The organism is Aquimarina hainanensis, from assembly GCF_042684685.1.
GTDB lineage: Bacteria > Bacteroidota > Bacteroidia > Flavobacteriales > Flavobacteriaceae > Aquimarina > Aquimarina hainanensis.
In genome coordinates this window covers 130,535-154,682 of record NZ_JBHULX010000039.1, presented here as the reverse complement: position 1 = coordinate 154,682, position 24,148 = coordinate 130,535, and the positions used below count along the sequence as shown (strand labels likewise).

Genomic DNA, 24,148 nt, shown 5'->3' with positions numbered 1-24,148 from the left:
ATTATGTATTAAATACAATTGCTTTTTTTATTTTATTAAATTTCCAGGGATATTAAATATCTAACTCCGTTGAGCTTAAACTCAATTTCTTTTTCTGTATGATTTATTACTTCACGATTCCCGAGATCAAATTCCTTATGATGATTCGGACAAAGTAATAGTATGTTTTTAGGGTGTTCATTACCTTGTTTATGTTTTGGAATAATATGAGCTGCCTCAACGTATTTTAAACCATCTTTTTTCAAAATATATTTTCCGCAAATTTGACACTCGAAATTCCTAAGTATTTTTATTAATGCAATTATTTTATTGTTTCTCTTATAACTTTTATGATTAATAGTAACCTTTTCTGAAGTATCATTTTCTGAATTTTCCAATTCGCTTGCTAGTTCATTTTTGGTTTTGTCTTTAAGTTGATTTACTATTTCCGATTGTTCAATTTCATCCTGTAATGAAGAAGTACCACCGGTCTTTAAACTATCTAAATACCCTTGATAAATTTTACGCAAAGTTATTTTAGCATCTCCTTTTTCTTTAATGTAATCGATATGCATTTTCAGAGCGGATAGTGAGTTTCTCAATCTATCCTCTCCATAATCTTCAAGGATGAATTTTAAAAAACTATTGAATAAATCGACACTTAAAGTCCTTGTAAACTGCTCCCCGTCTAGAAGTTTTGGGAAAATCTGTACAATTATCATTTGTGCAGAGCCTTTATTGATATTCAATTCTCCAACAAGCATATTTATACCTTCAGATTTAGACAATTCTCCTTCATAAACTTTTTTAGCCGTATTGAATATTATTCTGTTCGGGGTTAATGCGGTCATTTAGTTTTAGAGAATTTGGTTTTAGACTATTTATATCAGGAATTTGCTAAACGCAATAACTGTTATAGCAGCATTGACATCTTAATTTTTACTATGTGTGTTTTTTATTTTTCCTCTAAAATATTTAGAATTATTGATTTAAACATCGAATATCCTGTACGAATTAATTCATCAGGAAAATCATAGTCCGCATTATGCAATGCCGGAGTTGATATCCCTGCCCCCAAACCAAACATAGCTGTTTTAGTTGACTGTGAATACCAGCCAAAATCTTCTCCAAATTTAAAAGGGTATTTTCTCTCTGTTATTTTATATTCATTTTCTATAGCTGCTCTTCTTACGTAGATGTTACTTTCCTGATCATTCTTACTGGCTGGAAAATATTCTAACCATTTTAACTCATATTCTATCCCATGATCCTCACTTGTCTCATCTAATATCTTTTTAATTGTTGATTTTAAGCTATCCATTTTTTCACTACTCCAAGTACGTATTGTATAATGCAATTCTCCTCTTCCTGGTGATATCCCATAAGACTCTTGCCCCATAATGATATGAACAGGTGTCAATATGGCAAAAGAACTTTCTTCCGGATTCGTAACATTGAGTTTTGAAATTAAACGCACCATCTCCGACATACATAATGCTGGATTTATCCCATTTTCTGGTTCCGATGCATGTGATTCCTTTCCTTTTACTTTTACTATAAAACTTTGTACTTCTGCAGAAAAACCGCTTTCTAATAGTATAATACTATGAAGTGGTTCTTTAGGGATATTATGAAGGGCGAATACATAATCTGTTTTAAGCTTTTTATAATTTTCATCACTCATTATTTTCGCTGCTCCTTCTCCTGTTTCTTCTGCTGGCTGAAATAATAAGATTACTTTTCCCCTATTCAATTCACTATTCTTTAACCAATACACCAAACTAGTCACAATTGCCATATGACCATCATGTCCACATTTATGAGAAACTCCTTTGTAGATTGATTTGTAATCCATCGGGGTATCTTCCTGGATTGGAAGCGCATCTAGTTCGCAACGAATCGTTATCGTTTTCCCTTTTTCAGGATATTCATACACCACCGCTAAACCAGTTCCTCCAATACCCTCTATTATTTTGGTTGGATTATGCCCTTTTATAAAATTTTTAATTATCGATGCTGTGGTATACTCTACATTAGACAACTCTGCTTTTGAGTGAAGTTCTCTTCGTAATCCTATTATTTCTTTATTATTCAATTGTATTTATTCTTTTGCTTGAATCTTTATCTGAAATTGGGCACAACGATTTTGTGTATGACTCGTTTCGGAAAATCATAGCTGATTTTCTGCCGTTATCTAAAGATAATGAATTGCAATGAATACGATTAAAAAATTAACTTACAATGAGTTGCTTAAGCGGTTATTTAGTTGTTTTATAGATGGGTTCTTCTTATTGCTAACGATATCAGCTATCAGTAGTTGAGAAATTTCACTCCCCAACCTTTCTGTTTTTCAATGGCTTTTGTCTTAGTTTATAAGTACGTTTTTATCACTTAAATCGCTATTACTTATACGCCGCGTTGCCAGTAGTTATTCTATTTTTTTAATTATTTTTTTTAAAGATTCACTATCCAAATTACTCGTGTGTTTAGTAATTAGTTTTCCTTGAGCGTTATAAAAATAAGTAGTTGGTCTTGTATTTATACCGTATTCAGACAATTTTTTAATACTTTTTAGGTACTTAAAGTTATAAGGTTTCGATTCAGAAAATTTAGTAATTTTAGCAAGAGACTCATCTGAAATCATTATGAAATTCACATTTTCTCCTACTTGTTTTTTTACCTCTTCAAAATATGAAAATTCTTTAATGCAAGGAACACACCAAGTCGCCCAATAATTTACAACTAAAGGTTTTCCCAAATATTCATTTAATTCAACTTTGGTTCCGTTTAAGTTTGAGACTTCAACTTGGTTTAAAGAAATATCGGGTTGAGTAACGAATTTGAAATAAAGAACGATGACCGTAAGTACAAACAAAAACCCTCCAACTGTAAACCCTATCCAAAATGATTTTTTATTCATAATTTATTTTATTGAGAGATTACCAAAAATTAGGAATACAAAAACCGTTACTACTAAAAGGCATATAAAACCAACTAACAATCCAACTACGAAACTTGTTTTTTTATTCATTTTCTTATCGTTTTTGTATTCTTAATATCTATCAGACGTTTAATACCAATAAATGTAACAGCTTCCTTTTATAATTTAATTACTTCTAACAACAAAAAAAAGTATATATCTCCCATCTATGAGAATTTACAAATCAAAAAAGAGCTATTTCTTTGATTACATTAGAAATGAATAAAAATACAGTCTATTTCATCACAAAGACTTACCCAAAAAGTAAGTCTTTGGTAGGTTATACGTCCTATGCATCGTTTATAATGGATCATGTATCAATGCTATATTTAGGTAAAAACCTGTATGAATCTAAAAAAATAAAGAGCTGTTTAAAACGGTTTTAATACGGTGCTCTAACAAAAATCTAATCCCTTCTAAACTATAGTTTTTTTGTTTTTGACAATTGCATAAACAATTTCTTTATCTAAAATAATTCTCGGTAGTTTTTTATGGATTGGATCACTGTTTTTTTCTTTAAACCACTGATCTATATCGGCACCAGGAACAACATGAAGGCTACTTGAGTTCATTGTTTGAATTTCATTTAAAAAATAGTCATAAAGAGGGTTTGCTTCGCATAATGCCTTATCAAGTGCCATGCATAACTCTTTTTCAGAAGACTTGTCGAGTTTAGATAAAAAGTCTGTTTCCTCGAAATACCAGCAATATGAAGGTTTATCACTATCATAATTCTCTGCTAAGAAAAACTCCTTAAAAACTATCCCGTGCACAGCCGTAAACTGTGCAATAGCGTTTTCTACCTGTGTAATTGACGTTTTTTCAGAAACAAGGTTTAGTGTTAATAAAGTACGTCCGGCAATTTTAAAACGAAGTGGCTTTTTAGAATACAATTGCACAACATCTCCTAAGACGTAACTAAAAGTTCCATTTCCTGTGGTCACAGCTATAACGTATTTTTCTTCAACTTCAAGCTCATGCATAAGTAATCGTTTTGAATAATCATTATTCCAATAGTTTTTAACCGGAATAAATTCAAAAAATACTACTGTTGGAAAAAACTGAAAAACATCTGGATTCTCTACAGCTTCTCCTCCATAAAAACCTTCACTACTAACATATGAGTCCAGGTAAGAAAAGTTTTTACCCAATAACTCTTCAAGCTTTTTCTTATAGGGTCGATAATTAACTCCCGAAGTCATTAAGAGGTCAACATCATCAAAACAATATGCATATTCCTCTTTCGAGAGGTTTTCTTTTAAATAGGTAAAAAGTTCAACAACAGAAGCAGGTATCCCGGCAACTGTACCAAACTTATGACCAATCACCTCTTGTTTATATCGAAAAAACTTTTCTTTTAAATCGATACAATTCACCGTTTCCTCTGAAGGGATCAATAATTTTTTGATAAGTTTAGGAGTCTTTTTATGAGTGATAAGACCTGATATCATTCCAATAGGAATACCTCCTGAGGTTTTTCCTGTTTCTATACGAGAACATATAATTAAATGTTTCTTGGCGATAAAATTGTATTGCCGTCTTTTTTGCATAGCAATACTTATCATCGTCTTTTTGCACTTCTGGATAGCTCCTATCAGATGTTTCGTTATTGGAATTAATTTTTTAACACCTGTAGTACCGGATGATTCGACAAAATATGCTGGTCTTTTATTAAATATCACTTTTTTTTCTCCGGCTCCTTCCCGATCCCAATAGGGAGCAATATCTTCATAATGCATCACAGGAACCCGCTTTTGATATTCTTCAATTGAATCAATTGATTCAAAATCATATCTCTTTCCAAATTCTGATTTATCGGAAAGGTTCAATATCTTTTTTAACGTTTTCCACTGTTGTTTAGTAATTTCATTTTTTTCATACGTAATTTCTTTATATCTAAAAATGACATTAAGTATACCCATTATATTTTTTATGTTATGTGTGAATTTTAGTTCTTGATAAACTACTGTTTGCATCAGGTTTATCATTGCTTTTTAATGAAGTAGTGCCAAAATAAAGCTTTTCAAATCAAATAAAGACCTATCCTAAAAAATTAGTATTTTATTAGGAATTGACCATAATTACAGTCATTAGTATTCAGAGAGTTCCGGAGTTCCTGTTACTTATTGTTAATTTTTAGTTAAACAGAAACAGGCTGGATTACCTTCTCCCGATCTGGAGTATCACAGTTAGTTTTAGACAGAAGTATTCAATTTGCATATATCTTAAAGGATAGCAAAAAAATATAATTAATTGTTAACTATTCTTATTAGGTATTTCAAAACAAAAAAGCCTTCTATATTAGCCTTCTTATTCACTCTAAAAAAACCTGACAGAACCATGAATTACTATCTTTTTTCTACTTATTATCTATAAGCTATTTTTTACGGAGTTACTCAATCTCAAACAGGCTTATTAATACAATCCCCAAAATCAAATCTAACAGGTTTTATCATCAGATAATTTACAATCTTAAGACTAATTAAAAAGTATTCCCTGAACTCATTTTAAGGAATGCTTCTACTCAAAAAACCAAAAAATGTTAACACCATTACCTAAAACAAACACCGATTCAAACAGTAACCCTATACCTCATGTCGCTATATTCGGAGCAGGTATTTCTGGATTAAAAACTGCTCATGAATGTATAAAAAAAGGCTTTCGTGTTTCAATATATGAAGCCAGAGAACAACCCGGAGGAAAGTGTATCGGTTTTATGAATTCGGGATTACCATACGAATTGACACATCGTCAAATGTTTTCGTCAAACCCGGTTCTATTAAATACATTAAAAGAAATATCGACTTCAGAAGGAGACAACTTAATGACTAAAATCGAGCCACTTCCTAAGGCTCAATTTGTATGGGCTCAAAAAAACAAAACTGTTCATTTTTCTCAAAAACATTTTAATGTATTTACGGAGCTTATTTATAATTTAAAATCTGCATGGTCCATGCTTGTTGATGGGGTCCCTATAAAAGATGTTTATTGGTTTCGTACTCGATTATCAGCTAAAGTCATCCAGAAATCTGACATGAATTCTCCAGTTTCCAGCTATTTAGAGTATGACAAGCGCCCTTTATTAGCTTCTTTCTTACGGAAGGTGCTTTCTTCCTGGATTGCAGCAACGGACAATACAAGAACAGGAGATATTCTACAATTACTTTTAAACAAAAAAATACCTCCCTCCTCCTTATCTCCTGCAACATATAGTGTCACCCTAAACGGACCTATCAATGACACACTAATTATTCCCTGGTATCAATATTTAAAAGAACAAGGAGTAAACTTTCATTTTAATACGGCATTAAAAGATATAAAATTGTCAAATTCAAAATGTCAGTATGCTATTCTAGACAATGGAGTCACAGTACAGGCTGACTTTTTTATTATTGCTATCCCTCCATATCAAACATTAAATATCCTTCCGGAATTAAAACCTCTTTTAAAGGTTGAAAGTGTAAAAAGTCACGGTTTTCAACTGCATCTAAAAAAAATTCCTAGTACCTTCAAAAATAAATCAATTGGGATCATAATTGATTCGGCGTGGGGACTTAGCTACAAGCTATATCATAGCGGAAAATACAATAATACTGTCTTTGCAGAAAACATACAGGCAACACTTTCTATAACTGCTACCAGAATGGAACACGCAAAAGGGATTTTGTATCACAAAACACTTCTAGAGTGTAACCAACAGGAAATACATGATGAAATCTTAGCCCAATTGGGATTATTCTCTCCTGAATTTAACGATTGTTTTTTTAATACAATACAAGCCGGACCAGGAGCATTAATTGTCAGAAAACAAGAAGCCAATAACCCAAAATATAAAAATTGGTTTAAAGGACCTGAAATTATAGACCCTTATGGAAATGCTGCTCATTGGTTAGTGCAAAACCAGTTAGAAAACCCAACTTGTTCCAATGGTGTATCTACCGACTCTTGTTTAGCTTCCAATGTTTTTATTGCTGGAGAATGGCTTAATCATCCTCAGCAAAAATGGACTGTCCCTTCTACAATAGAAAGGAGTATGGAAAACGCACAACTTTGTGTAAATGATGTCATGAAAGAAGCAACACTAGTATAAATTAATTCTTGTACCTTATATGATTACAAAAATAACCCTTCAAAAAAACAGTTATTATCCACTCATAACATCTTTACTTTTCTTTTCTATGGCTTTTATCTATTGCCATGGGATTGTATCTCTAGCTAAAGCAAGTGTATGGTTTGAATTATCGATAACGATTCTCATACTTCTAATTGGACTTCCTTTCTTTCAAAAAACAGATAATTTTGCGGAGATCAGGAGGTTGTTAATTTTAGAAACCACATTTAATGTTTTATGCTTAATTACTAAATTTTCACCTCTTGATATCCCTATATGGTCAAAAACGCTTGACATTGCTTTTTCTGTTTTTTTTCTATTACAAATAATGGGGTTTATCGTTTCTCAAATTAAGAAAAAGACCTGGACCAGTATTCCTGCTTCTATAGCATTAGCTATTTCAATTATTTTATGGAACTTAAGCGGAAGCGGGGTGCTAATCACTGCAAATAATGAAATCCAGTTTTGGGGCGGAAATGCTCCTAAACATTTACAATTGATTTATTTCTTATGGTTACTAAACATTTTACTGGTGGAGTATCGTGCTTTACTTCCTAAATTAACCGTTGTACTAGCTCATATTGCTTCCTTTATAGTCGCGTACAATTCTGAAGAGTTCTTTCACGCTAGGATTTTAACAGCAAGTCATCTGTTTGTTCTTAATTGCATATTTGTTTATAAAAATCAACATTGGGGAGGAACTTCTTATGCTAGTATTTCCTATTTAGAGAAGTTTAAACAGAATTCTACGTATTATATGGGGTTATCAATAATCCTAAATATATTAGCTCTTAGTATATTAGTAATTCATCTAATACATAAATTTCTAAGCTGATTTTTATCTTTGAATAAAAGCTTAGAAAGCAAAACACTTAAAATTAGTAAACAAGGTAATACCTACTGAAAATCAATAGGTATTACCTTGTCTATACTTTTCTATTCCTTTTTCCCCTTCTGATTCTATCAGAGCCACCACACGAATTCTATTATCTAATAAGACTACTTTTTCCATCAAGAAATAAGATATTTAGTACTTTGTTTATGGCGATTATCTGTTTTTCTTTATTTCATTTTCTAAAAGCGATAAAATCCTTTCCAGTAATTTTATCACTGCATTACACTCCTCAACAACAATGGTATTAACTCCTTCAAAACCAATTAAGTGGTTTTTGTATGCTATGTCTGAAATTAAGTGACCAAAAGCTACTGCTAATTTCTTATCGTTCCAGTCATGCCATTGGTGAGTTGGGATAGGTATCTTATTTGAATAAGATTGAATATATTCAAGTCCAGAATTCCAAAGTATTTGCTCATTTTCATAGAGGTTTTCAGTCTGATTTTTCCAATCTGCTATAAAATATTTTAATGAATCATTTGATATTAATGCGATTTCACCAGAAGATATTAATGTGTTAATGACTCCTTTGGAAGGATTGGTCATTCCAAACATAAATTGATTCGAATGAAATTCCTCAAAGGAGCTATAGCCTGCTTTTCCTGTGATAATTTGTTCGATATATTTTTTTAATTTCGGCGCTATTGAAGTTCTTAATAACTGTTTTTCTCTTATTCGTTCCTTATTTAATGTAAACTCTTTCTGTAAATCTATTAAAATTTTCTCTTCTTTTTTACTTTCAATTCGATGTTGATTCCAATTGTTTACTTGTAAAGCCAATAGTATTCCTAACATCACGAGAGGAATTTCCCCAATTGCAAAAACTATGTAATTTTTTAAACTTCCATTTTCGATTATTTCTTGTCTTATTTTTCGAATTAATTTCATCGATTTTTTTGTTTTCTTTACCGCTAACAATATAACACCATGCTATTGAATTTAACAAAATATTTTAGTTTCGATAAAACTATCTAAAAGAAGGATGTTTTAAACGATCTGTAACTTGTCCAAGAAATCTTATTGTAATCCCTTGTCGAAAGTAATCATCTTTTGGATACCAATTTAGTATAGGTTTCTGCCTGTCGCTTTTTTAAAATTATTTATACGGCTGTCAGTCATTCTTATACGTAAGTTCATTCTATAATTGAAGTTTCTATGTTTCATAACACTTTATGCCCTATCTCATCTCTTCCTCTCTCAATTAAGTAATATGAGAATACACTATAGGTTATTTTCTCCTCTTTTATTCCCTTTCCTCTTCTGGTATATACTTCCTATCCTGATCCATATACACCCAACTCTCCAATTATTTTAGGATTTCCCTACACCCATGGGATTAAAATATTATCTATATTTGCAACAAAGTCGCATTAATAAATTAGATGAATACCAATGGATAAAAATGCTATAGAATTTATAGGGGAACACCATATATCAAGTAACTCGCAAACTCCTCTTCGAAAAGATGCTTTTGATAAATCGGATGATGAAAAAATTAAAAATATTCAACAGCATTTTGCTAAGATAATGGAAGAGCTTGGATTAGATATTACTGATGACAGCCTATCGGGTACTCCTTACCGGGTTGCCAAAATGTACGTTAAGGAATTGTTCTATGGGCTAAATCCTATTGCCAGACCAACTATCTCGACTTTTTCTAATAAATATAATTACAAAAAAATACTCGTAGAACAAGATATTGAAATTAACTCTTCATGTGAACATCACTTCTTACCTATAGTAGGAAAGGCTCATATAGGGTATATCCCCAAAGAACGGGTTATTGGATTATCCAAGATCAATCGGCTGGTTGACTATTATGCGCACAGACCTCAGGTTCAGGAACGTTTATGTACTCAGATATTAGAGGATCTTCAAAACACTTTAAACACCCAGGATGTCATTGTAGTAATCACAGCGAAACACCTATGCGTATCTTCCCGGGGAATTAAAGACAAGGAAAGCTTTACAACTTCTATAGAATATGGTGGCGTCTTCCAAAATCAAAATGAAAGAAATGAATTCTTTACCATTCTAAAATGCCCTGATATATAGTGTATTTCTTTTTCTAAAAACAAAATTTGACATCTGAATTTATGATTCAAACACAAAACATACACTTCCAATATAAAAAGGAAAAAAAAATGTTTCGATTCCCTGATATCCATTTAGAAAGGCAAGAACACCTACTCATTTTAGGAGTATCCGGTATTGGAAAAACAACTTTTCTTCATATTCTTGCTGGTATTTTAAAACCTAACAAGGGATCTGTAAAAATCGGGAATATTGACATCTCTTTATTATCCAATCGTGCTTTGGATACCTTTCGAGGCAGTTCAATAGGGCTGGTTTTTCAAAAAAATCTGGCGATTCCCTCTTTATCTCTATTAGATAGTCTTAAAGCTCGTCTCTTTTTTTCTAAAAAACCCATAGATTCAAAACGTATTAATGCTTTATTAAAACGCGTGCAGTTATATCCTTATAAACACAAAAAAATCAGACAACTTAGTCAGGGGCAATTACAGCGACTGAGTATTGCATTAGCTGTCATACATCAACCAACATTAATTTTAGCCGATGAACCGACCTCTAGTCTGGATACTGAAAACTGCAATAATATGATGCAACTTTTACTGGAAGAAGCTAAAGAACATAATGCCAATCTAATTGTAATCACGCATGATGATCGGATTAAGCCCTTATTTACCAAATCAATTACCCTATGAATCTATTAAGAATAGTATGGGCTTCAATTACGGATAAACCATTACATAGTTTTTTAAGTGTTTTTGTTTTTTCTATGAGTATTGCACTCATTATATGGATTCAGCAAATACATGTTTCTTTACAGCATCAATTGCTCAATACTTCTTACGGGGTTGATCTTGTTGTAGGTGCTAAAGGGAGCCCTTTACAGCTTGTTTTATCCTCTGTTTTGCATATAGATACTCCTACCGGGAATATCCCCTATAACAAAGCTAAAAAAATTGCTAAAAACCCTATGATTTCCACTGCCATCCCTATCTCTTATGGTGATAATTATAAAGGGTATCGAATTTTAGGAACTACGGAGGACTATGCAAAACTGTTCAATGCGCATCTACAGGAAGGAAATCGCATAGAAAAGCCTATGCAAGTAATACTCGGACATACTGTAGCAACAGAACTACAGCTTCAGGTAGGAGATACTTTTTTTAGCAGTCATGGATTATTAGAAAATTCAATAGACATACACGCTACCCCACTGACGATTACCGGCATTTATGCTCCTACTAATAATGTCATAGATCGTCTTATTCTTACTAATTTAGAAACCATCTGGGATATTCATGATCATAAAGGTCATCACTCACATACTCCTCATAAGAAAGAGGCACATCTTCCCTCTCATCAAAACGATTCTATTACAACTGAGGAACCTCAAGAAATTACTTCTTTGCTTATCACCTTCAGAAACCCAAGAGCTTTTTTGACACTTCCGCGAAACATCAATAAAAAAACGAATATGCAAGCTGCTATTCCTAAATATGAATTAGAGAAACTCTATCAGTACACAGGCACCGGAATTAAGACAATTACCCTTATTGCTTATGGTATTTTAGGTATTTCATGTCTTATCATATTTGTCAACCTGTATAGAATGGTGAAAGACCGTTCTTTTGAGCTTGCCCTCTTTAGAACCTATGGAGCTGGTCATTGGCAGTTAATCCAATTAATTTTATTAGAAGGAATCATACTAGCACTTGCAGCTACTATGATAGGCGTACTTATTTCTCAAATTGGGATATATTACCTGCAAAACAGCATAGAACAAGCATACAAACAACATATTGAATTTTCACTTCCTATTACAGAAATTGCTTTAATAACAGGAATGATTCTTTTGGTCATCCTAATTGCATGTTTGTTTTCAATTCTTCCGATTTTCAAGATGAACATCTCTAAAATTTTAAATAATGAGAATTAGTTTATTTATTCTAGGAGCCTTCCTATGCCACACAACGCTTTTCGGTCAACAAAAAATTACCTGGAAAGATCTTGCTGATGTTACTTTTACCGAAAAATTTTTCCCAGCTTATGGAGAATATTTTTTATACCCCTCCTATGGGGAAAGCGTGAAGAAATTAGAAAACAAACAGGTCGTTATCAGAGGATATTTTCTCAATATAGTACCAGAAGAAAACTTGTATATATTATCGCAAAAACCAATGGCCTCTTGTTTTTTTTGTGGAATGGCAGGTCCTGAGACTGCTATAGAAGTACAATTCAAAAAAAAGCAATCCTTCAAAACAGACGATATCCTATCCATATCTGGCACACTAAAATTAAATGCAGATGATATAGAACATTTTAATTACATCCTTACTGATTGCAAGGTGGTTCGCAAATAAATTCCTCTAGTTTACCTTAACACGCTGATACGGTAATCTTTTGCTCTTTTCGGGTATCGCATATCCATCCAGTCCATTAATGGTTGCTACTTGCGCTTTAGACAAATCAATAAACCCTTCATCGGTAAGCAATTCTTCATTGACAAATAATTCTTTTATTTCTCCTACTAATAAAATTGTATCATTACTTTTTATCGTATACTCTTCGACATACTTCATCAACATTTGTACTGGAGCTCCTGCTACAAAAGGCAACATACATCCACTTTTATATTCAGGAGTTAAGTTTGTTTTGTCGAATTCAGAAATCTCCTTTGGGTATTTAGCAGATGTATGATGCGCTGCTTCAATCAACGGTTTATGTATATGGTTTATCGTATAGTAGCTCCCTTCTTTTATATTGTCATAGGTATTTCTCGGAACCGTTAAGGGGCGAAATATCATTCCTAATAAAGGGGGATTAGATCCTAAATGGACAACAGAGCTAAAAACAGCAACATTCGTATCTCCATTTGCTGCAACAGATCCGATAAGGTTTGCTGATTTAAAACCTGAACAACTATTAATCAGATTAATCTTATACAGATGTTCCATTGCATCGATTTCCGCTCTTGATATCTTTTTTTTCATCCTGTAAATTTATAATTGTGAGAAACGATTGATCTCTATGTTGTCTGCCTTCAGATCATGCATCAGGTTATACAACCCAAAAAAGGTTCTATTCATATAAATAAAATGTCTTGATCCTCTATTTCCATTCATTTTACGAAGTGTGGTATCTTTTGAAAAACGTTCTCCCAGAGAAGCTATTTTTTCAAAAAAAACAGGGTCAGAAAAATCAAAATGCGAAACATGAAAGGGTTGTGTAAATAAGCTGAGCATATCATGAAACATCGATATAAAAAATTGTTCTTCTTCCTGGCTATCTTCTTCTTTTAGAATTTCCAGTTCGAATAGTTTTTTTCTAAAAAAATCAGCATTATTGAGATTTTCTTTTTTAGCTAACTCAAAATAAGGCACATAAAAAGTATCTGGTATAACCTTAACACATCCAAAATCCAATACCACCAGTTCTGTATTCTTTGTCACCAGAAAATTCCCGGGATGAGGATCTGCGTGAACTTTTTTGACTTCATGAATTTGAAACATATAAAAATCCCACAACGCCTGTCCTATAATATTAGCTTTTTCTCTAGACACATTTGATGCAGTATACTCTGACAGGTGCACTCCTTCCATCCAATCCATGGTTATAATCTGCTTCCCGGATAATTCAGGGTAATATGTAGGAAAAGAAATGTTGGGAATGTGGCCACATGCTTTGGCTAGTTCTTCACTTTGGGAAACCTCTAAAATATAATCCGTTTCTTCTTCTAGTTTTTCTCTAACTTCTTTGAAATATTGATCAGACCCCTTCCCCTGAATATTAAACATTTTAATAGCAATAGGTTTGACTAATGCTAAATCAGATACAATACTTTGTGCCACACCTGGATATTGAATTTTCACAGCAAGTTTTTTTCCATTTTTTTCTGCCAGGTGGACTTGGCCTATACTTGCGGCATTAATAGCATTAGTATCAAACCTATCGAACAGCTCTTGGGGGGATTTTCCAAAATATTTTTTAAACGTTTTTATAACCAATGGAGGGGATAACGGAGGAACAGAAAATTGAGATAATGAAAACTTCTCTACATAAGCACCTGGTAGTAAGTTTTTTTCCATGCTTAGCATTTGAGCTACCTTTAATGCACTTCCTTTTAAGTTTTTCAGACTATCATAAATATCTTCTGCATTTGCATTATCCAACTTTTGTTTTGCCTTGTCTTCATCACCAGCAAAGCGATCTCCATAATACTTAATGTAATTAACACCAACTTTTGCGCCTGTTTGAAGTAATTTTGAAGCTCGTTGTATTTTCCCTATCGGAATAGAATTAATTGTCTTCATCTAATACTTTTTTAATGTTTCTTTCCATAAAAACTTCCCTAAGTCTACAATACTTTTAACAGGTTCTATACGAACCAAATCAAAATAAGCAACTAGCAACTTTTCTATAAAAAGATCTGTTTTCTCAAAACCAGGAGAAGTGTCGTTTTTCCAAAAATTGATAAACATAACCAGCTTCCCCCACACCATTTCATCAAAGCCTTTATCCTGAAACGTATTGAGTCTGTTATTCTTGAAATCTATTTTTCTAAACGCTAAGTCTTTTGAATATGCTTTCACTTCTTCTTTTAATTGCGAGAAAAAATGAATGCTTTTTAACGGGGTCTTTTGCTTGTCTAAAACAAAAAGCACAAAGCTTCTGTTAGCCGTCAAAATTTCAAAAAAAGTATAGAAAAAACTGAGTAACTTATCCTTTAGCTGAAAATCTTTGTATGCTTCATTTTCTGATAATAATTGTAACGTATGTTCTAAAAATGCAGAAAATGCACTTTTTTCAATCGATTCAAAAGAAGTATATGAAGCATAGAATGTGGCTTCTGAAATATCACAATGAGCTGCAAATACAAATACATTATCAGGAGCTTTCCCATTTGTAAGCACATATTCCATATAATGCTCCATTATTTTCATTTTATCCGACACCTCAACATGCTGACTCATAATTTTTTATTTTAAATCGTTCATTACAAAGTTACAAAAATTGTTTAATCTTTTTAAAAAAACATTAAACAAAACATATCATTCAAAGAATAAATACCTTATCATGTACATATTTATTGCCCTACCAGGTTCTTATATAATTACGCGTGATACAATCGATAAACACTGCCCCTGTGTACTGACAGTTCTAGTATGCTATAAAGCAAAAAAACACCACTTTTTACGGTGATGTTCTTTTAGTTAAATGACACTAACAAAAGAAGTAAAAAACGTATCATTTAAAGGATTTCATTTATGATACTTCTAAGGTATTAATATTCATCCTGACTCAAAAATAGTTTATCCATACAATTTTTATGTGTAATACTTGTTTCTTATCAGCGCAAAACCAACACAAGACTAATTTCCAATACCTTAGATAATTTTAAGTATTTTCTTGTTTAAACATAAAATGAAATTCCATGTAAATTCATGTAATTCCTAACCTTCTAATAGTGAATTCACATCTGTTGTTTTGAATACTCATTTTTAATGTATCTTTATCTTTAATCAATTCAAAGGAAAACAAAACATCACAAAACGAACTTTTATGAAAAAAAAGAGAGCTTCTCTTCTTGCAGTATTACTATTGTTCTGTATCCAATTTTCTTTTTCTCAAAACTGCGAAGCCATTTCTCCTTATAAAAAGGGGATGTCATTAGAGTACACGAATTACAATAAAAAAGGTAAAGTTACCTCTGTCGAAAAACATTTTATAAAAGAAGTCAATCATACTAGTGGAAATCTAGCTATTCATATAGAAACTTCCATGCTTAAAGGAAAAAATAAAGCGGGGAATAATACCTATATTCTGCGATGTGAAGATGGAAATTTTTTTATCGATATGGCTAATTATATCTCTCATAACCAAAACGGACAGAAGGGATCATTTAGTATCAATGCTAAGGGAGATTTTTTAGAATTTCCTCCTAATATGACTACAGAAACAGTACTAAAAGACGGGACTATTTCTTTACAAATTGGAGATAGCGATGCTTCTCTCTCTATTTCCGAAATGAAGGTCCTAAACAGAAAAGTAATAGAACGAAGTGACCTTACAACTCCCGCAGGAACTTTTAAAGGATATAAAATGAAATTTGATTACCTGTTCGAAATGGGCTTTATTAAGTTTCGAGGATCTGGTGTAGAATGGTACGTAGAAGGCATCGGTATCATTCGTACAGAGAGTTATTCGAAAAAAGGAAAATTAAAATGGGTTCGTGAATTAACAAAAATGAATACGATCTAATAAAAAACAAATCTTACTACCCTCCTTCCTATATCAGAGCATGTATCATGCTCTTTTTTTATATCGTATATAGGGGATTTCCCCCTGTATTTTAGAGGAAAAAGACGCTAACGATTCCCATTATATTGAAGTTCAATAATGCTGGAATCTCAATCTATACGGCATATATACATTTGTCTCAACACTTGTTTAGAATCAGTGGTTCTAAAAACAGATTATCTTCTGTTATCTGTATAAAAACACACAGAGGCAAATCATTATTTAAAAAACGAACTAAAATGAAAAAATTAATGTATCTATCCGTAGTATCCGTAATCATGGCATTAACCGCCTGTAATAAGGATGAAGTAAACGAGTCTATGGATTTCCAACAAGATGAAAAAACCGGACAGGTAGAAATCATAGATAGCAAAGAAAATAAAAATCTGGTGATTGGAATTGCCCCGGGTTTATATGGTCCCAAAAAGGTTAAAGCATTGGAAAACGTGACGTATGCATATCACGGACATCCAACAGCATTGAATAATATTCCTCCTAATAAAAGACGGTATAAGATTTATTTTCAGGTAAAAAACCCTGCAAAACCGGACGTAGAATGGGATCCTGTTGCTTCTTTTGAAGTCGATTCGAATATTACCACCTTAAAATTTCCAAAATTCGGAACTAATAATAAAGCAAAATGGAGAATTATTTATTCGATGTATCACAAAAATAATTCATTCTTTACCTACTCTTTTAAAAAGAAGGTTACTGTAATAAACAATTAGAAACATAGAAATAAAAGAGCGCATGTAATGCGCTCTTTTTGTTAAGCTTAAAAAATGTTTGTTTAAATCTGTATCCTTTTTTAAAAGTTTACAGTTTTACTTTCTCATATAAAACTGTGATTTCATTAAATACACTGGTTAATTCATTACTAATTTTATATATATCATTCACATCAAAACCATGATCCATCAATTTTAATCTATTCTTTTTTATTGAATTCCATTTAGAAAAAGCTAAACCTATCTTTTCATCTATTTGTGGAGTATTAAATTTCGAAATTAATAACTTATTAATTGAGCCATCTAATTCATGGAAAACATTGGTAAGCATTTGATTGGAGTTTTTATCTTTCAGAGCTATTTGATTTGCATAATAATAAAAAGCTAAGCGCTGGGATAACATTCGCTGTCTTCCCGATATATCTATAATCATATTTAGTTCCAATTCATCTTCTACAGAATATGTTTTTTCTAATTCATTAGAAATATTTTTATGAGACTCTTTAGCGTCTGATATAATTGATAACACTACTGCATTAGATGCCTGTAATAAGTCTGTATTTGTATCTATTATCTTTTTTGCATTTTCATAATTAGGGGTAGATTCTATTAACTTCTTAAAATCTGTCCACATCTGATTAACTACTTCTATTCGATCTTTAGTTCTTTTAGATCTTGCATTTTGTAATAATACACGATTTTGCTCTTCAAATATGATCTGACTAGAAAGTAGATCCTTTTTTGCTTGTTGCGCATTCGGCTTACTTAATAAAAATAAATATGCTTTAGACATTTTTTGACTTAACATCCGTTGTTTTCCTGCTACATTTACTGCATTATTATATGTTAAAGAACCATATTTGGTGTTTAATTGAGCTGAAATACTGGTTCCTAAAAACACCAAGCTAATGATCAGCAGGTATTGTATTTTTTTGTTTGGGGCGAGTGTTAATTTCATTTAATATAAGTTTTAAGATTTACAATTTGTTTACTTAGCTATTTTTGACTTAGAAATCATGTCAGGAAAAGAGTGGGGTTATTTAGCCATTATATATAAACAAAAGTAATATCTCTCTTACATTTCAGATATGATAAATATCATGTGGAAACTAGAAAAAATAACATGTCATAAAAATTAGGAAAGAAAAAGTTAAGTATCTAGGTCATACTGATGATAAAGAACTATAATTGCTGAATATTTATATGAGAAAATGTCATCTTTTGCTCCTTTTCTCTTTTTACTTGTTCTTTTATTTTTTCTAATGAATCTTCTACTTCATATGACAAAAAGATTCGAACCGGTACATCTGTATTAAAATAGGTATCAATCGTACTCGCTTCTTTAGTGGTTTTTGATATCGATCCAATTGCAATAGGCTCATCATCGCTTACTCCTACATACCGCAATAAACAATATCCTCCTTTCTTTAATACTATGGCTGGCATTGAAGAATCTGTAAGTGTTGAGCTAACACTAATATTATAGGATCCTGGTGATAGCGATATAATGCCTGTTTTCTTATCTAATCGTATGGATTCACCATATTGTTCTATCGTAGTATTGAGTATTCTTGTATGTCTTCCTTCTTTTAGTGGTGCAATTGGCATTGTATGTTCAGCATATTCAGCATAGTCTAATAACATAGTCGTATGTATTCGGTCACAACCTAAAAAAAATACCCAGATTAATCCTATAAAAAATGTAGTGTAAACCTTCATACGGCCATTGATTGATTTGTGATTCGGGAATAAAACTACGAAAGTGGTCTAAAAGAAATATTTCATCTTATTTCATATATAGATTTTCCCTTTAACTAATACTACAAAGACGTCATAAAAAAATAAATGTGTCACCTCCCTGTGAAACCTATCCTATAATATATATGTAGAAATATCAGATTCAATATTTACTGGTATTCTTTATATAAAAAAGCATGCTGAAGTTATACTTCTAAAAAATGAGAGGATCGTATGGCACTTTTGTTCTTATAATCCCGGGGGGTGATTCCTTTAATTCTTTTAAATGCTTTATAAAAAGTAGATTTGGATTTAAATCCGGACTCCAAACCAATCCCCGTAATAGAATAATGTGCATATTCCTTTCTTCTAAGCATTTTACATGTTTCTTCTACTCTATAAGTATTAATACATCGGGTAAAATTCTCATGAGTAAGCTTATTAATCAGCTGAGATAAGTAATTAGCACTGATTCCCAGCATATTTGCTACCATGGATAAACTCACATCTTGATTTTTATATATTTTTTTTGTTTCCACAAGCGTTAAAAAAGCCTGGAAATAAGAATTATCATCTGTATAAACGTTTTTTTTACGTGCGAATAGGTGGGTCATTTTTTTTTCTAATAACTGTGCTATCAGTTGAAACATCTGTAGATGGTGTTTGGTAAAAAAACCTATTTCAGAATGTTCTGAATCAATCACTCCTATCACTTGGTTATTACAAAAAATAGGAACCGTTAATTCTGAACTTCGGGGCTTATCATCAATAATATATCTTTCATCATCTTCTGTATCATCTACAATCTCTGGAACTCCACTCGTCGCAACATGTCCCACAATTCCCTGACGTAACGGGATTACAATTGGGCTTACTACCTTTCTTTCCTTTTTGTTTTTTTTGCCATAGGCTGCTTTCTGTACCAATGTATTCGACTTATGATCCAATATATAAATAACACAGTCTTCCAGATTGAGTTGGGAGATACAGTTTTCTGTAATGCTCCACAATACCTCATGTACCGAATGTTTATCAAATAAGGAAGTGGCAAAATAATTAAGTATGGATAATGCTTGTATATGCTCCTTCCCTATTGTCTTTACTATTTCTTCCTCAAAAAACTGAAGTAACCCTTGCTTGTTATCTGTGTCAAAATACATATAGCTTGCATAGTTTTGATTGTACCATACAAACCTATATTACTGCCTTTTTTTTTACTATAGCTATTGTTCCAATGAGTAGTACTATTGTTTCTGATGGGTTATTCTTTCGTTTTTCTATACTCCGATGGGGACCTTCCTTCTATCTTCTTAAATATTTTTGAAAAATATGCTGGGGTATCAAAACCTACCTCAAATGAGATTTCCGCAATATGCAAAGAAGTAGTCAGTAATAATTCTTTGGCTTTTTCTATGCGAATATGATTGATATAATGTGTGGTTGACTTTCCTGTTAGCCCTTTAACTTTTCGATGCAATTGGGTACGGCTGGTATACAATTCTTTAGCCAACTGGTCAATACTTAGTTTTTGATCTTTTTGCAAGGCATATTCCTGTACCTTTTTAATAAAATCAAGTTCTTGTTTTTTTATGTCTTTCTCTTCAATAGCAGTTTCTTTCAGTTGTAATAATTTTCCAAAATAACGATTCCTTTCTTCTTGCTTTTTGATCAGGTTAGCAATAATCGCCATTAGTTCCTCCTCGTCAAAAGGCTTTGGCAAATAGGCATCAATACCATACTGATATGCCTTCACTTTGTCCGATGCTTCTGTTCTGGCGCTGAGAATAACAAAAGGAATATGAGAGGTTCCTACATCGCTTTTTAATTGCTTACAGAACTCAAAACCATCCATAACCGGCATCATAATATCACTAATGATAAAATCTATTGCTCTTTTTTGAGCAATTATGAGTCCTTCCTTTCCATTATTCGCTGTTAATATGGTATACTTTGCTCCCAATAGTTCTTTCATATACGATCTGATCTCATCACTGTCTTCTACTACCAGAATGCATACTTCTGACCGGATAGTATTAGAAGGCTCTTCTTCCTTTGCTTTCATTTGCCGACTGATAAACGGCATTGTATGTACTGCTTCCTTCGCTGAGGGGTATGCATTTCGTATCGGCAGATAAATCACAAAAGTAGTTCCTTGTCCCAGCTCACTTTGTACCTCAATTATTCCTTCTAATAAAACCACCAATTCTTTGGTCAATGCCATGCCGATTCCACTTCCCATGGTTTCTGTAAATTGATTTGCCCGATAATACCGATCAAAAACAAAAGGTAATTGTCCTTTTTTAATGCCAATACCTGTGTCTGATACGATTAGTACTAATTGATTTTCTCTTACTTTTACCTCTATTTTAATAGTTCCTTTTTCCGGAGTGAATTTAATGGCATTAGACAATAGATTATTGATAATTTTTTGAATTTTATCATCATCAAAATCCATACATACTTCTGGAAATTCTGCTTGAAAATTCATTGCAATTCCTTTGGAAGTTGCCAAGGGAGTGTATAGTTTCACACATTTTTCTATAAATGCGATAATATTCGTATTTATATAATTCAGTGCTACTTTCTTTTCATCTAATGCGGCCAAATCCAACATCTGATTGACTAAATTTAATATCTGATCACTTGATTTTGTAATCCCCATTACTTTTTCTTCCAGCTCTTCTTTTTTTTCTTGTTTCAATATTGTATTAGCGAATCCTTTTATAATAGTTACAGGGGTTCTGAACTCATGAGATATATTAGCAAACATCCTGGATTGCAATTCATTAACCTCCTTTGTTTTTTCTGCTCTAAGGGTAGCTAATTTGCTTTTCAGAAAATAGTAAATAATTAGTGTTCCGATGAGGATAAACAAAAGTCCATACCCTACATAAGCTACTATAGTCTGATACCAGGGAGGATGTATTCGTATGCTTAGAATACTTACAGGTACCGTCTCTGCTGGGTAAGAATTGTACACTGGTTTTACTTTAAGTTCATGTACTCCATAAGCAATATTAGAAAAATACGCCGTTTCTACATCAGTTTCTTTCCACTTTCCCCCATCCATGGAATATGCATATCGTATGTTAGGGATATGTTTGTAATCCAGGTTAGAAAAGCGGACTGAAAAATCATTTTGCAAGTACGATAACTGAATATCTTGATCAAAAGGAGTTTTAAAATCTGCCAAATAATCAGAAGGCTCTCCATGAACCCTGACAGCAGTAACTATTACAGGAGGAAAGTCAGGAACTTTTACTTCGGTATCAACTGTTATTGTTTGTATCCCGTTATTGGTTCCTGCTAGCAATCGTTCTTCTTTCTGGTCATAATACATTGATGTAAATAAAAACGCATCTGAAATCAACCCATCTTTTGTAGTATAATGCATCCATTCCTTCGATATCAGGTTGTATACATATACACCACTATTAATTGTCGTAATCCATAAATTATTCAATGTATCAGCTTCTAAAGCCATTACTTTTTTATCGAATAGCTTTGCGTCTTTTTTTAATCTCAAAAAAGCGTTATTTTTTTCCTGATAGGCAACTATTCCCATATCAGATCCTATCCAAATCGTTCCCTTCTGATCCTCTGCAACGGAAAACAAAACATTAGATGTCAAGGAAGTCGTATCACTTCTGGTACTGGTATACTGCTGAAAAGGGACAGGAGTAGTAAGGTCTGTAGAAGAAGCATTGGCAAGCATATAAAGCCCATAAGCCGCAGTTGTTATCCACAAGCGATCCTTATGATCCAGGTACATCTGCAATATTTTTGATTCTCCCTTATCCGAATTTGTATCCAGTTTGATTTCCTGCAAAAAATTACCTGACGCATCGAACACAAAAATTCCGGAAGCCCAGCTTCCTACCCAAATTCTATGTTGTGCATCTTGTGCGATTCCATAAGCACTAAATCTTTTGAAATCACTACGCTGTATTTGTTGTTCTTTTTCTATTTGGTCATCCCTAATAGTAAAAAGTGTTCCCTTTCGGTTCGTTACGAACAACTGTTCTTCTGATGCGTGCAATGCCAGCATATCACCAGCCAACAATTTCTGCATCTCTTTATTTTTATCGATCTTGTATAATCCAGTTTCTCCTGCTATATAAATTGCTCCTTTATACTTGATGATACGTCGTGCATGTAATGATATGCTGGGGTTTTTAAAAATAGCAACCTTATTTTTTTCTTTGTACAATCCTTTGGATGTCCCGACCCATAACAACTGTTGTTGATCTAAAAAAAGACTGGTTATATCTGCCTGATGCAGTGGAAGAGCAGTGTTTATCATCCTAATATTTTCCTGATCAGGATCAAAAGTATATATCTTTTTTTCAGACGCCAGGAATACGATATCTCCATTTTTGGTCATGTACCGTATCGCATCTGTAACCGGTATTTTTTTCTCTTCTTTAGTTTTATCCAGCAATAATATGTGATCTGTAAAAGAGAGAAGTACCTTTTTCTGGAGTACGGAAATCATTCTTATATTCTGCTCAAAAACCTGTTTTGTTACTATGGTATTTTTACGCACATCATAGCCGTATAAAACATTATTGGTACTTATCCATAGTACTCCATTACTTGTTGCTATTTTGCTAGTGGTACTTCCTTCTTCTATCTGATGGGTCTCTCCTGTACTCATCGTATACAGAAATACTCCTTCATCCGTTACTATTGCCAGTGTATCAGAAGCTACCTGAATAATTTTATATACAAAAGAAAATATTCCTTTCGGGTGTTTTCTATGGTTTTCAAATCGTCTTTCTTTTGGATAAAAAACAGAAATCCCTCCTCCCTGTGTCCCTATCCAATATGCAGTATCTTTAATCATGGCTATTTCATGAATCGCATTAGCTGCCATCGAATTCTTATCTTCTATTACATGACGAATCAACTGCAATTTATAACCATCATACCGGTTTATCCCATCTTCAGTACCAATCCAAATAAATCCTTTTTCATCCTGAGCGATATCCGTAATCCACTCATTAGATAATGTTTCTATCTGATTAAAAAAGAGCATTTCCTGAGCTTTTGCTTTCCACAGCACACCCAAAAAAAGAATCCACAACAGAAATTTTTCAATCATTTTTGATTTATTTGACACTCTAATCTACTAAATTTCTTTTCTCTATGTATCGTTCTAGTATATTTATCCAATATCCTTTCTTATAGATTACATCATACATGGGAATAGCACTGATTCTTCCCTTTATTTCAACATTTTTTCACAAATAGTAAACACACATTAAAACGCTCTTATTTTTTTAGCACCAGGGAAATCCCCCTTACTAAAACAAGGAATATCCCCTTTATAAGATGATTATTACTTCTTATGCACAATGTTCACCCTTTTGGATCGTTTTCTTATTAAA

Annotated in this window: 20 protein-coding genes; 8 read left to right on the top strand and 12 right to left on the bottom strand. The window is 32.6% G+C overall.

The genetic code is table 11. The annotated features are described in order from the left end of the window. Window positions 1-35 precede the first annotated feature (35 nt). From ACFSTE_RS16640 to ACFSTE_RS16625, 4 genes are all read right to left on the bottom strand, one after another. The gene (locus ACFSTE_RS16640) at window positions 36-830 is read right to left on the bottom strand and encodes an HNH endonuclease (protein ID WP_378254493.1); all 795 of its coding nucleotides are present in this window, start codon (window positions 828-830) and stop codon (window positions 36-38) included. A gap of 104 nt (window positions 831-934) precedes the next feature. Next, window positions 935-2,074 carry an amidohydrolase gene (locus tag ACFSTE_RS16635; RefSeq protein ID WP_254884045.1) on the bottom strand — a complete coding sequence of 380 codons (1,140 nt, stop codon included), beginning with the start codon at window positions 2,072-2,074 and terminating at the stop codon, window positions 935-937. Between the two features lie 333 nt (window positions 2,075-2,407). Further along, entirely contained in the window at window positions 2,408-2,899 is a 492-nt protein-coding gene (locus tag ACFSTE_RS16630; protein ID WP_378254491.1) for a TlpA family protein disulfide reductase, read from the bottom strand. Between the two features lie 476 nt (window positions 2,900-3,375). Beyond that, complete coding sequence (locus tag ACFSTE_RS16625) at window positions 3,376-4,881, bottom strand: GH3 family domain-containing protein (RefSeq protein WP_176030526.1); 1,506 nt, start codon at window positions 4,879-4,881, stop codon at window positions 3,376-3,378. Window positions 4,882-5,498: 617 nt separating this feature from the next. Between ACFSTE_RS16625 and ACFSTE_RS16620 the strand changes: the two genes are divergently transcribed. After that, a complete protein-coding gene (locus ACFSTE_RS16620) occupies window positions 5,499-7,049 on the top strand; it encodes an FAD-dependent oxidoreductase (protein WP_378254487.1) in 1,551 nt (516 codons plus the stop codon). A gap of 19 nt (window positions 7,050-7,068) precedes the next feature. Continuing rightward, window positions 7,069-7,905, top strand: coding sequence for a hypothetical protein (locus ACFSTE_RS16615; protein WP_176030528.1), 837 nt, complete (start codon window positions 7,069-7,071; stop codon window positions 7,903-7,905). A 213-nt stretch (window positions 7,906-8,118) separates the two neighbouring features. On the opposite strand, the gene ACFSTE_RS16610 is transcribed toward ACFSTE_RS16615, so the two are convergent. After that, window positions 8,119-8,853 (bottom strand): hypothetical protein, encoded by a 735-nt coding sequence (locus ACFSTE_RS16610; protein WP_176030529.1) that lies wholly within the window; start codon window positions 8,851-8,853, stop codon window positions 8,119-8,121. Between the two features lie 504 nt (window positions 8,854-9,357). On the opposite strand from ACFSTE_RS16610, the gene folE reads away from it, so the two are divergent. The 4 genes from folE to ACFSTE_RS16590 all read left to right on the top strand — a co-directional run bounded on the left by folE (window position 9,358) and on the right by ACFSTE_RS16590 (window position 12,356). Further along, window positions 9,358-10,020: a GTP cyclohydrolase I FolE gene (gene folE, locus ACFSTE_RS16605; RefSeq protein WP_378254484.1), complete on the top strand. Its 663-nt coding sequence runs from the start codon at window positions 9,358-9,360 to the stop codon at window positions 10,018-10,020. Between the two features lie 89 nt (window positions 10,021-10,109). Next, the gene (locus ACFSTE_RS16600; RefSeq protein ID WP_254884046.1) at window positions 10,110-10,691 is read left to right on the top strand and encodes an ABC transporter ATP-binding protein; all 582 of its coding nucleotides are present in this window, start codon (window positions 10,110-10,112) and stop codon (window positions 10,689-10,691) included. Next, entirely contained in the window at window positions 10,688-11,932 is a 1,245-nt protein-coding gene (locus ACFSTE_RS16595; RefSeq protein ID WP_378254482.1) for an ABC transporter permease, read from the top strand. Before ACFSTE_RS16600 ends, ACFSTE_RS16595 begins: the two co-directional genes overlap by 4 nt. Then, the gene (locus ACFSTE_RS16590) at window positions 11,922-12,356 is read left to right on the top strand and encodes a hypothetical protein (RefSeq protein ID WP_378254480.1); all 435 of its coding nucleotides are present in this window, start codon (window positions 11,922-11,924) and stop codon (window positions 12,354-12,356) included. Before ACFSTE_RS16595 ends, ACFSTE_RS16590 begins: the two co-directional genes overlap by 11 nt. Window positions 12,357-12,362: 6 nt before the next feature. Here the strand turns inward: ACFSTE_RS16590 and ACFSTE_RS16585 are convergent, their stop codons facing one another. The 3 genes from ACFSTE_RS16585 to ACFSTE_RS16575 are packed head-to-tail and all read right to left on the bottom strand — an operon-like array spanning window position 12,363 to window position 14,966. Then, on the bottom strand, window positions 12,363-12,986 hold the full coding sequence (locus tag ACFSTE_RS16585) for a flavin reductase family protein (protein ID WP_176030534.1): 624 nt from the start codon (window positions 12,984-12,986) through the stop codon (window positions 12,363-12,365). A gap of 9 nt (window positions 12,987-12,995) precedes the next feature. Further along, entirely contained in the window at window positions 12,996-14,306 is a 1,311-nt protein-coding gene (locus tag ACFSTE_RS16580; RefSeq protein WP_378254478.1) for an ABC1 kinase family protein, read from the bottom strand. After that, the gene (locus ACFSTE_RS16575; RefSeq protein WP_378254476.1) at window positions 14,307-14,966 is read right to left on the bottom strand and encodes a TetR family transcriptional regulator C-terminal domain-containing protein; all 660 of its coding nucleotides are present in this window, start codon (window positions 14,964-14,966) and stop codon (window positions 14,307-14,309) included. A 589-nt stretch (window positions 14,967-15,555) separates the two neighbouring features. On the opposite strand from ACFSTE_RS16575, the gene ACFSTE_RS16570 reads away from it, so the two are divergent. Both ACFSTE_RS16570 and ACFSTE_RS16565 read left to right on the top strand, forming a co-directional pair. After that, the gene (locus tag ACFSTE_RS16570; protein ID WP_176030537.1) at window positions 15,556-16,254 is read left to right on the top strand and encodes a TapB family protein; all 699 of its coding nucleotides are present in this window, start codon (window positions 15,556-15,558) and stop codon (window positions 16,252-16,254) included. 278 nt (window positions 16,255-16,532) lie between these two features. Next, window positions 16,533-17,021, top strand: a complete 489-nt coding sequence (locus tag ACFSTE_RS16565) for a hypothetical protein (RefSeq protein ID WP_378254474.1) — start codon at window positions 16,533-16,535, stop codon at window positions 17,019-17,021. 88 nt (window positions 17,022-17,109) lie between these two features. On the opposite strand, the gene ACFSTE_RS16560 is transcribed toward ACFSTE_RS16565, so the two are convergent. From ACFSTE_RS16560 to ACFSTE_RS16545, 4 genes are all read right to left on the bottom strand, one after another. Further along, the gene (locus ACFSTE_RS16560) at window positions 17,110-17,979 is read right to left on the bottom strand and encodes a type IV pili methyl-accepting chemotaxis transducer N-terminal domain-containing protein (RefSeq protein ID WP_378254472.1); all 870 of its coding nucleotides are present in this window, start codon (window positions 17,977-17,979) and stop codon (window positions 17,110-17,112) included. Between the two features lie 224 nt (window positions 17,980-18,203). After that, window positions 18,204-18,740: a hypothetical protein gene (locus tag ACFSTE_RS16555; RefSeq protein WP_378254470.1), complete on the bottom strand. Its 537-nt coding sequence runs from the start codon at window positions 18,738-18,740 to the stop codon at window positions 18,204-18,206. Window positions 18,741-18,964: 224 nt separating this feature from the next. Continuing rightward, a complete protein-coding gene (locus ACFSTE_RS16550) occupies window positions 18,965-19,918 on the bottom strand; it encodes a helix-turn-helix domain-containing protein (protein WP_176030541.1) in 954 nt (317 codons plus the stop codon). Window positions 19,919-20,019: 101 nt separating this feature from the next. After that, window positions 20,020-23,862 carry a hybrid sensor histidine kinase/response regulator transcription factor gene (locus tag ACFSTE_RS16545; protein WP_378254468.1) on the bottom strand — a complete coding sequence of 1,281 codons (3,843 nt, stop codon included), beginning with the start codon at window positions 23,860-23,862 and terminating at the stop codon, window positions 20,020-20,022. Window positions 23,863-24,148 lie beyond the last annotated feature (286 nt).

Coding starts and splice junctions, on each gene's coding strand:
- ACFSTE_RS16555 (WP_378254470.1), bottom strand. CDS start 18,740: ATGAAGGTTTACACTACATTTTTTATAGGATTAATCTGGGTATTTTTT.
- ACFSTE_RS16595 (WP_378254482.1), top strand. CDS start 10,688: ATGAATCTATTAAGAATAGTATGGGCTTCAATTACGGATAAACCATTA.
- ACFSTE_RS16550 (WP_176030541.1), bottom strand. CDS start 19,918: ATGTATTTTGACACAGATAACAAGCAAGGGTTACTTCAGTTTTTTGAG.
- ACFSTE_RS16570 (WP_176030537.1), top strand. CDS start 15,556: ATGAAAAAAAAGAGAGCTTCTCTTCTTGCAGTATTACTATTGTTCTGT.
- ACFSTE_RS16590 (WP_378254480.1), top strand. CDS start 11,922: ATGAGAATTAGTTTATTTATTCTAGGAGCCTTCCTATGCCACACAACG.
- ACFSTE_RS16600 (WP_254884046.1), top strand. CDS start 10,110: ATGTTTCGATTCCCTGATATCCATTTAGAAAGGCAAGAACACCTACTC.
- ACFSTE_RS16610 (WP_176030529.1), bottom strand. CDS start 8,853: ATGAAATTAATTCGAAAAATAAGACAAGAAATAATCGAAAATGGAAGT.
- ACFSTE_RS16640 (WP_378254493.1), bottom strand. CDS start 830: ATGACCGCATTAACCCCGAACAGAATAATATTCAATACGGCTAAAAAA.
- folE (WP_378254484.1), top strand. CDS start 9,358: ATGGATAAAAATGCTATAGAATTTATAGGGGAACACCATATATCAAGT.
- ACFSTE_RS16575 (WP_378254476.1), bottom strand. CDS start 14,966: ATGAGTCAGCATGTTGAGGTGTCGGATAAAATGAAAATAATGGAGCAT.
- ACFSTE_RS16615 (WP_176030528.1), top strand. CDS start 7,069: ATGATTACAAAAATAACCCTTCAAAAAAACAGTTATTATCCACTCATA.
- ACFSTE_RS16580 (WP_378254478.1), bottom strand. CDS start 14,306: ATGAAGACAATTAATTCTATTCCGATAGGGAAAATACAACGAGCTTCA.
- ACFSTE_RS16630 (WP_378254491.1), bottom strand. CDS start 2,899: ATGAATAAAAAATCATTTTGGATAGGGTTTACAGTTGGAGGGTTTTTG.
- ACFSTE_RS16545 (WP_378254468.1), bottom strand. CDS start 23,862: ATGATTGAAAAATTTCTGTTGTGGATTCTTTTTTTGGGTGTGCTGTGG.
- ACFSTE_RS16585 (WP_176030534.1), bottom strand. CDS start 12,986: ATGAAAAAAAAGATATCAAGAGCGGAAATCGATGCAATGGAACATCTG.
- ACFSTE_RS16625 (WP_176030526.1), bottom strand. CDS start 4,881: ATGGGTATACTTAATGTCATTTTTAGATATAAAGAAATTACGTATGAA.
- ACFSTE_RS16560 (WP_378254472.1), bottom strand. CDS start 17,979: ATGAAATTAACACTCGCCCCAAACAAAAAAATACAATACCTGCTGATC.
- ACFSTE_RS16620 (WP_378254487.1), top strand. CDS start 5,499: ATGTTAACACCATTACCTAAAACAAACACCGATTCAAACAGTAACCCT.
- ACFSTE_RS16565 (WP_378254474.1), top strand. CDS start 16,533: ATGAAAAAATTAATGTATCTATCCGTAGTATCCGTAATCATGGCATTA.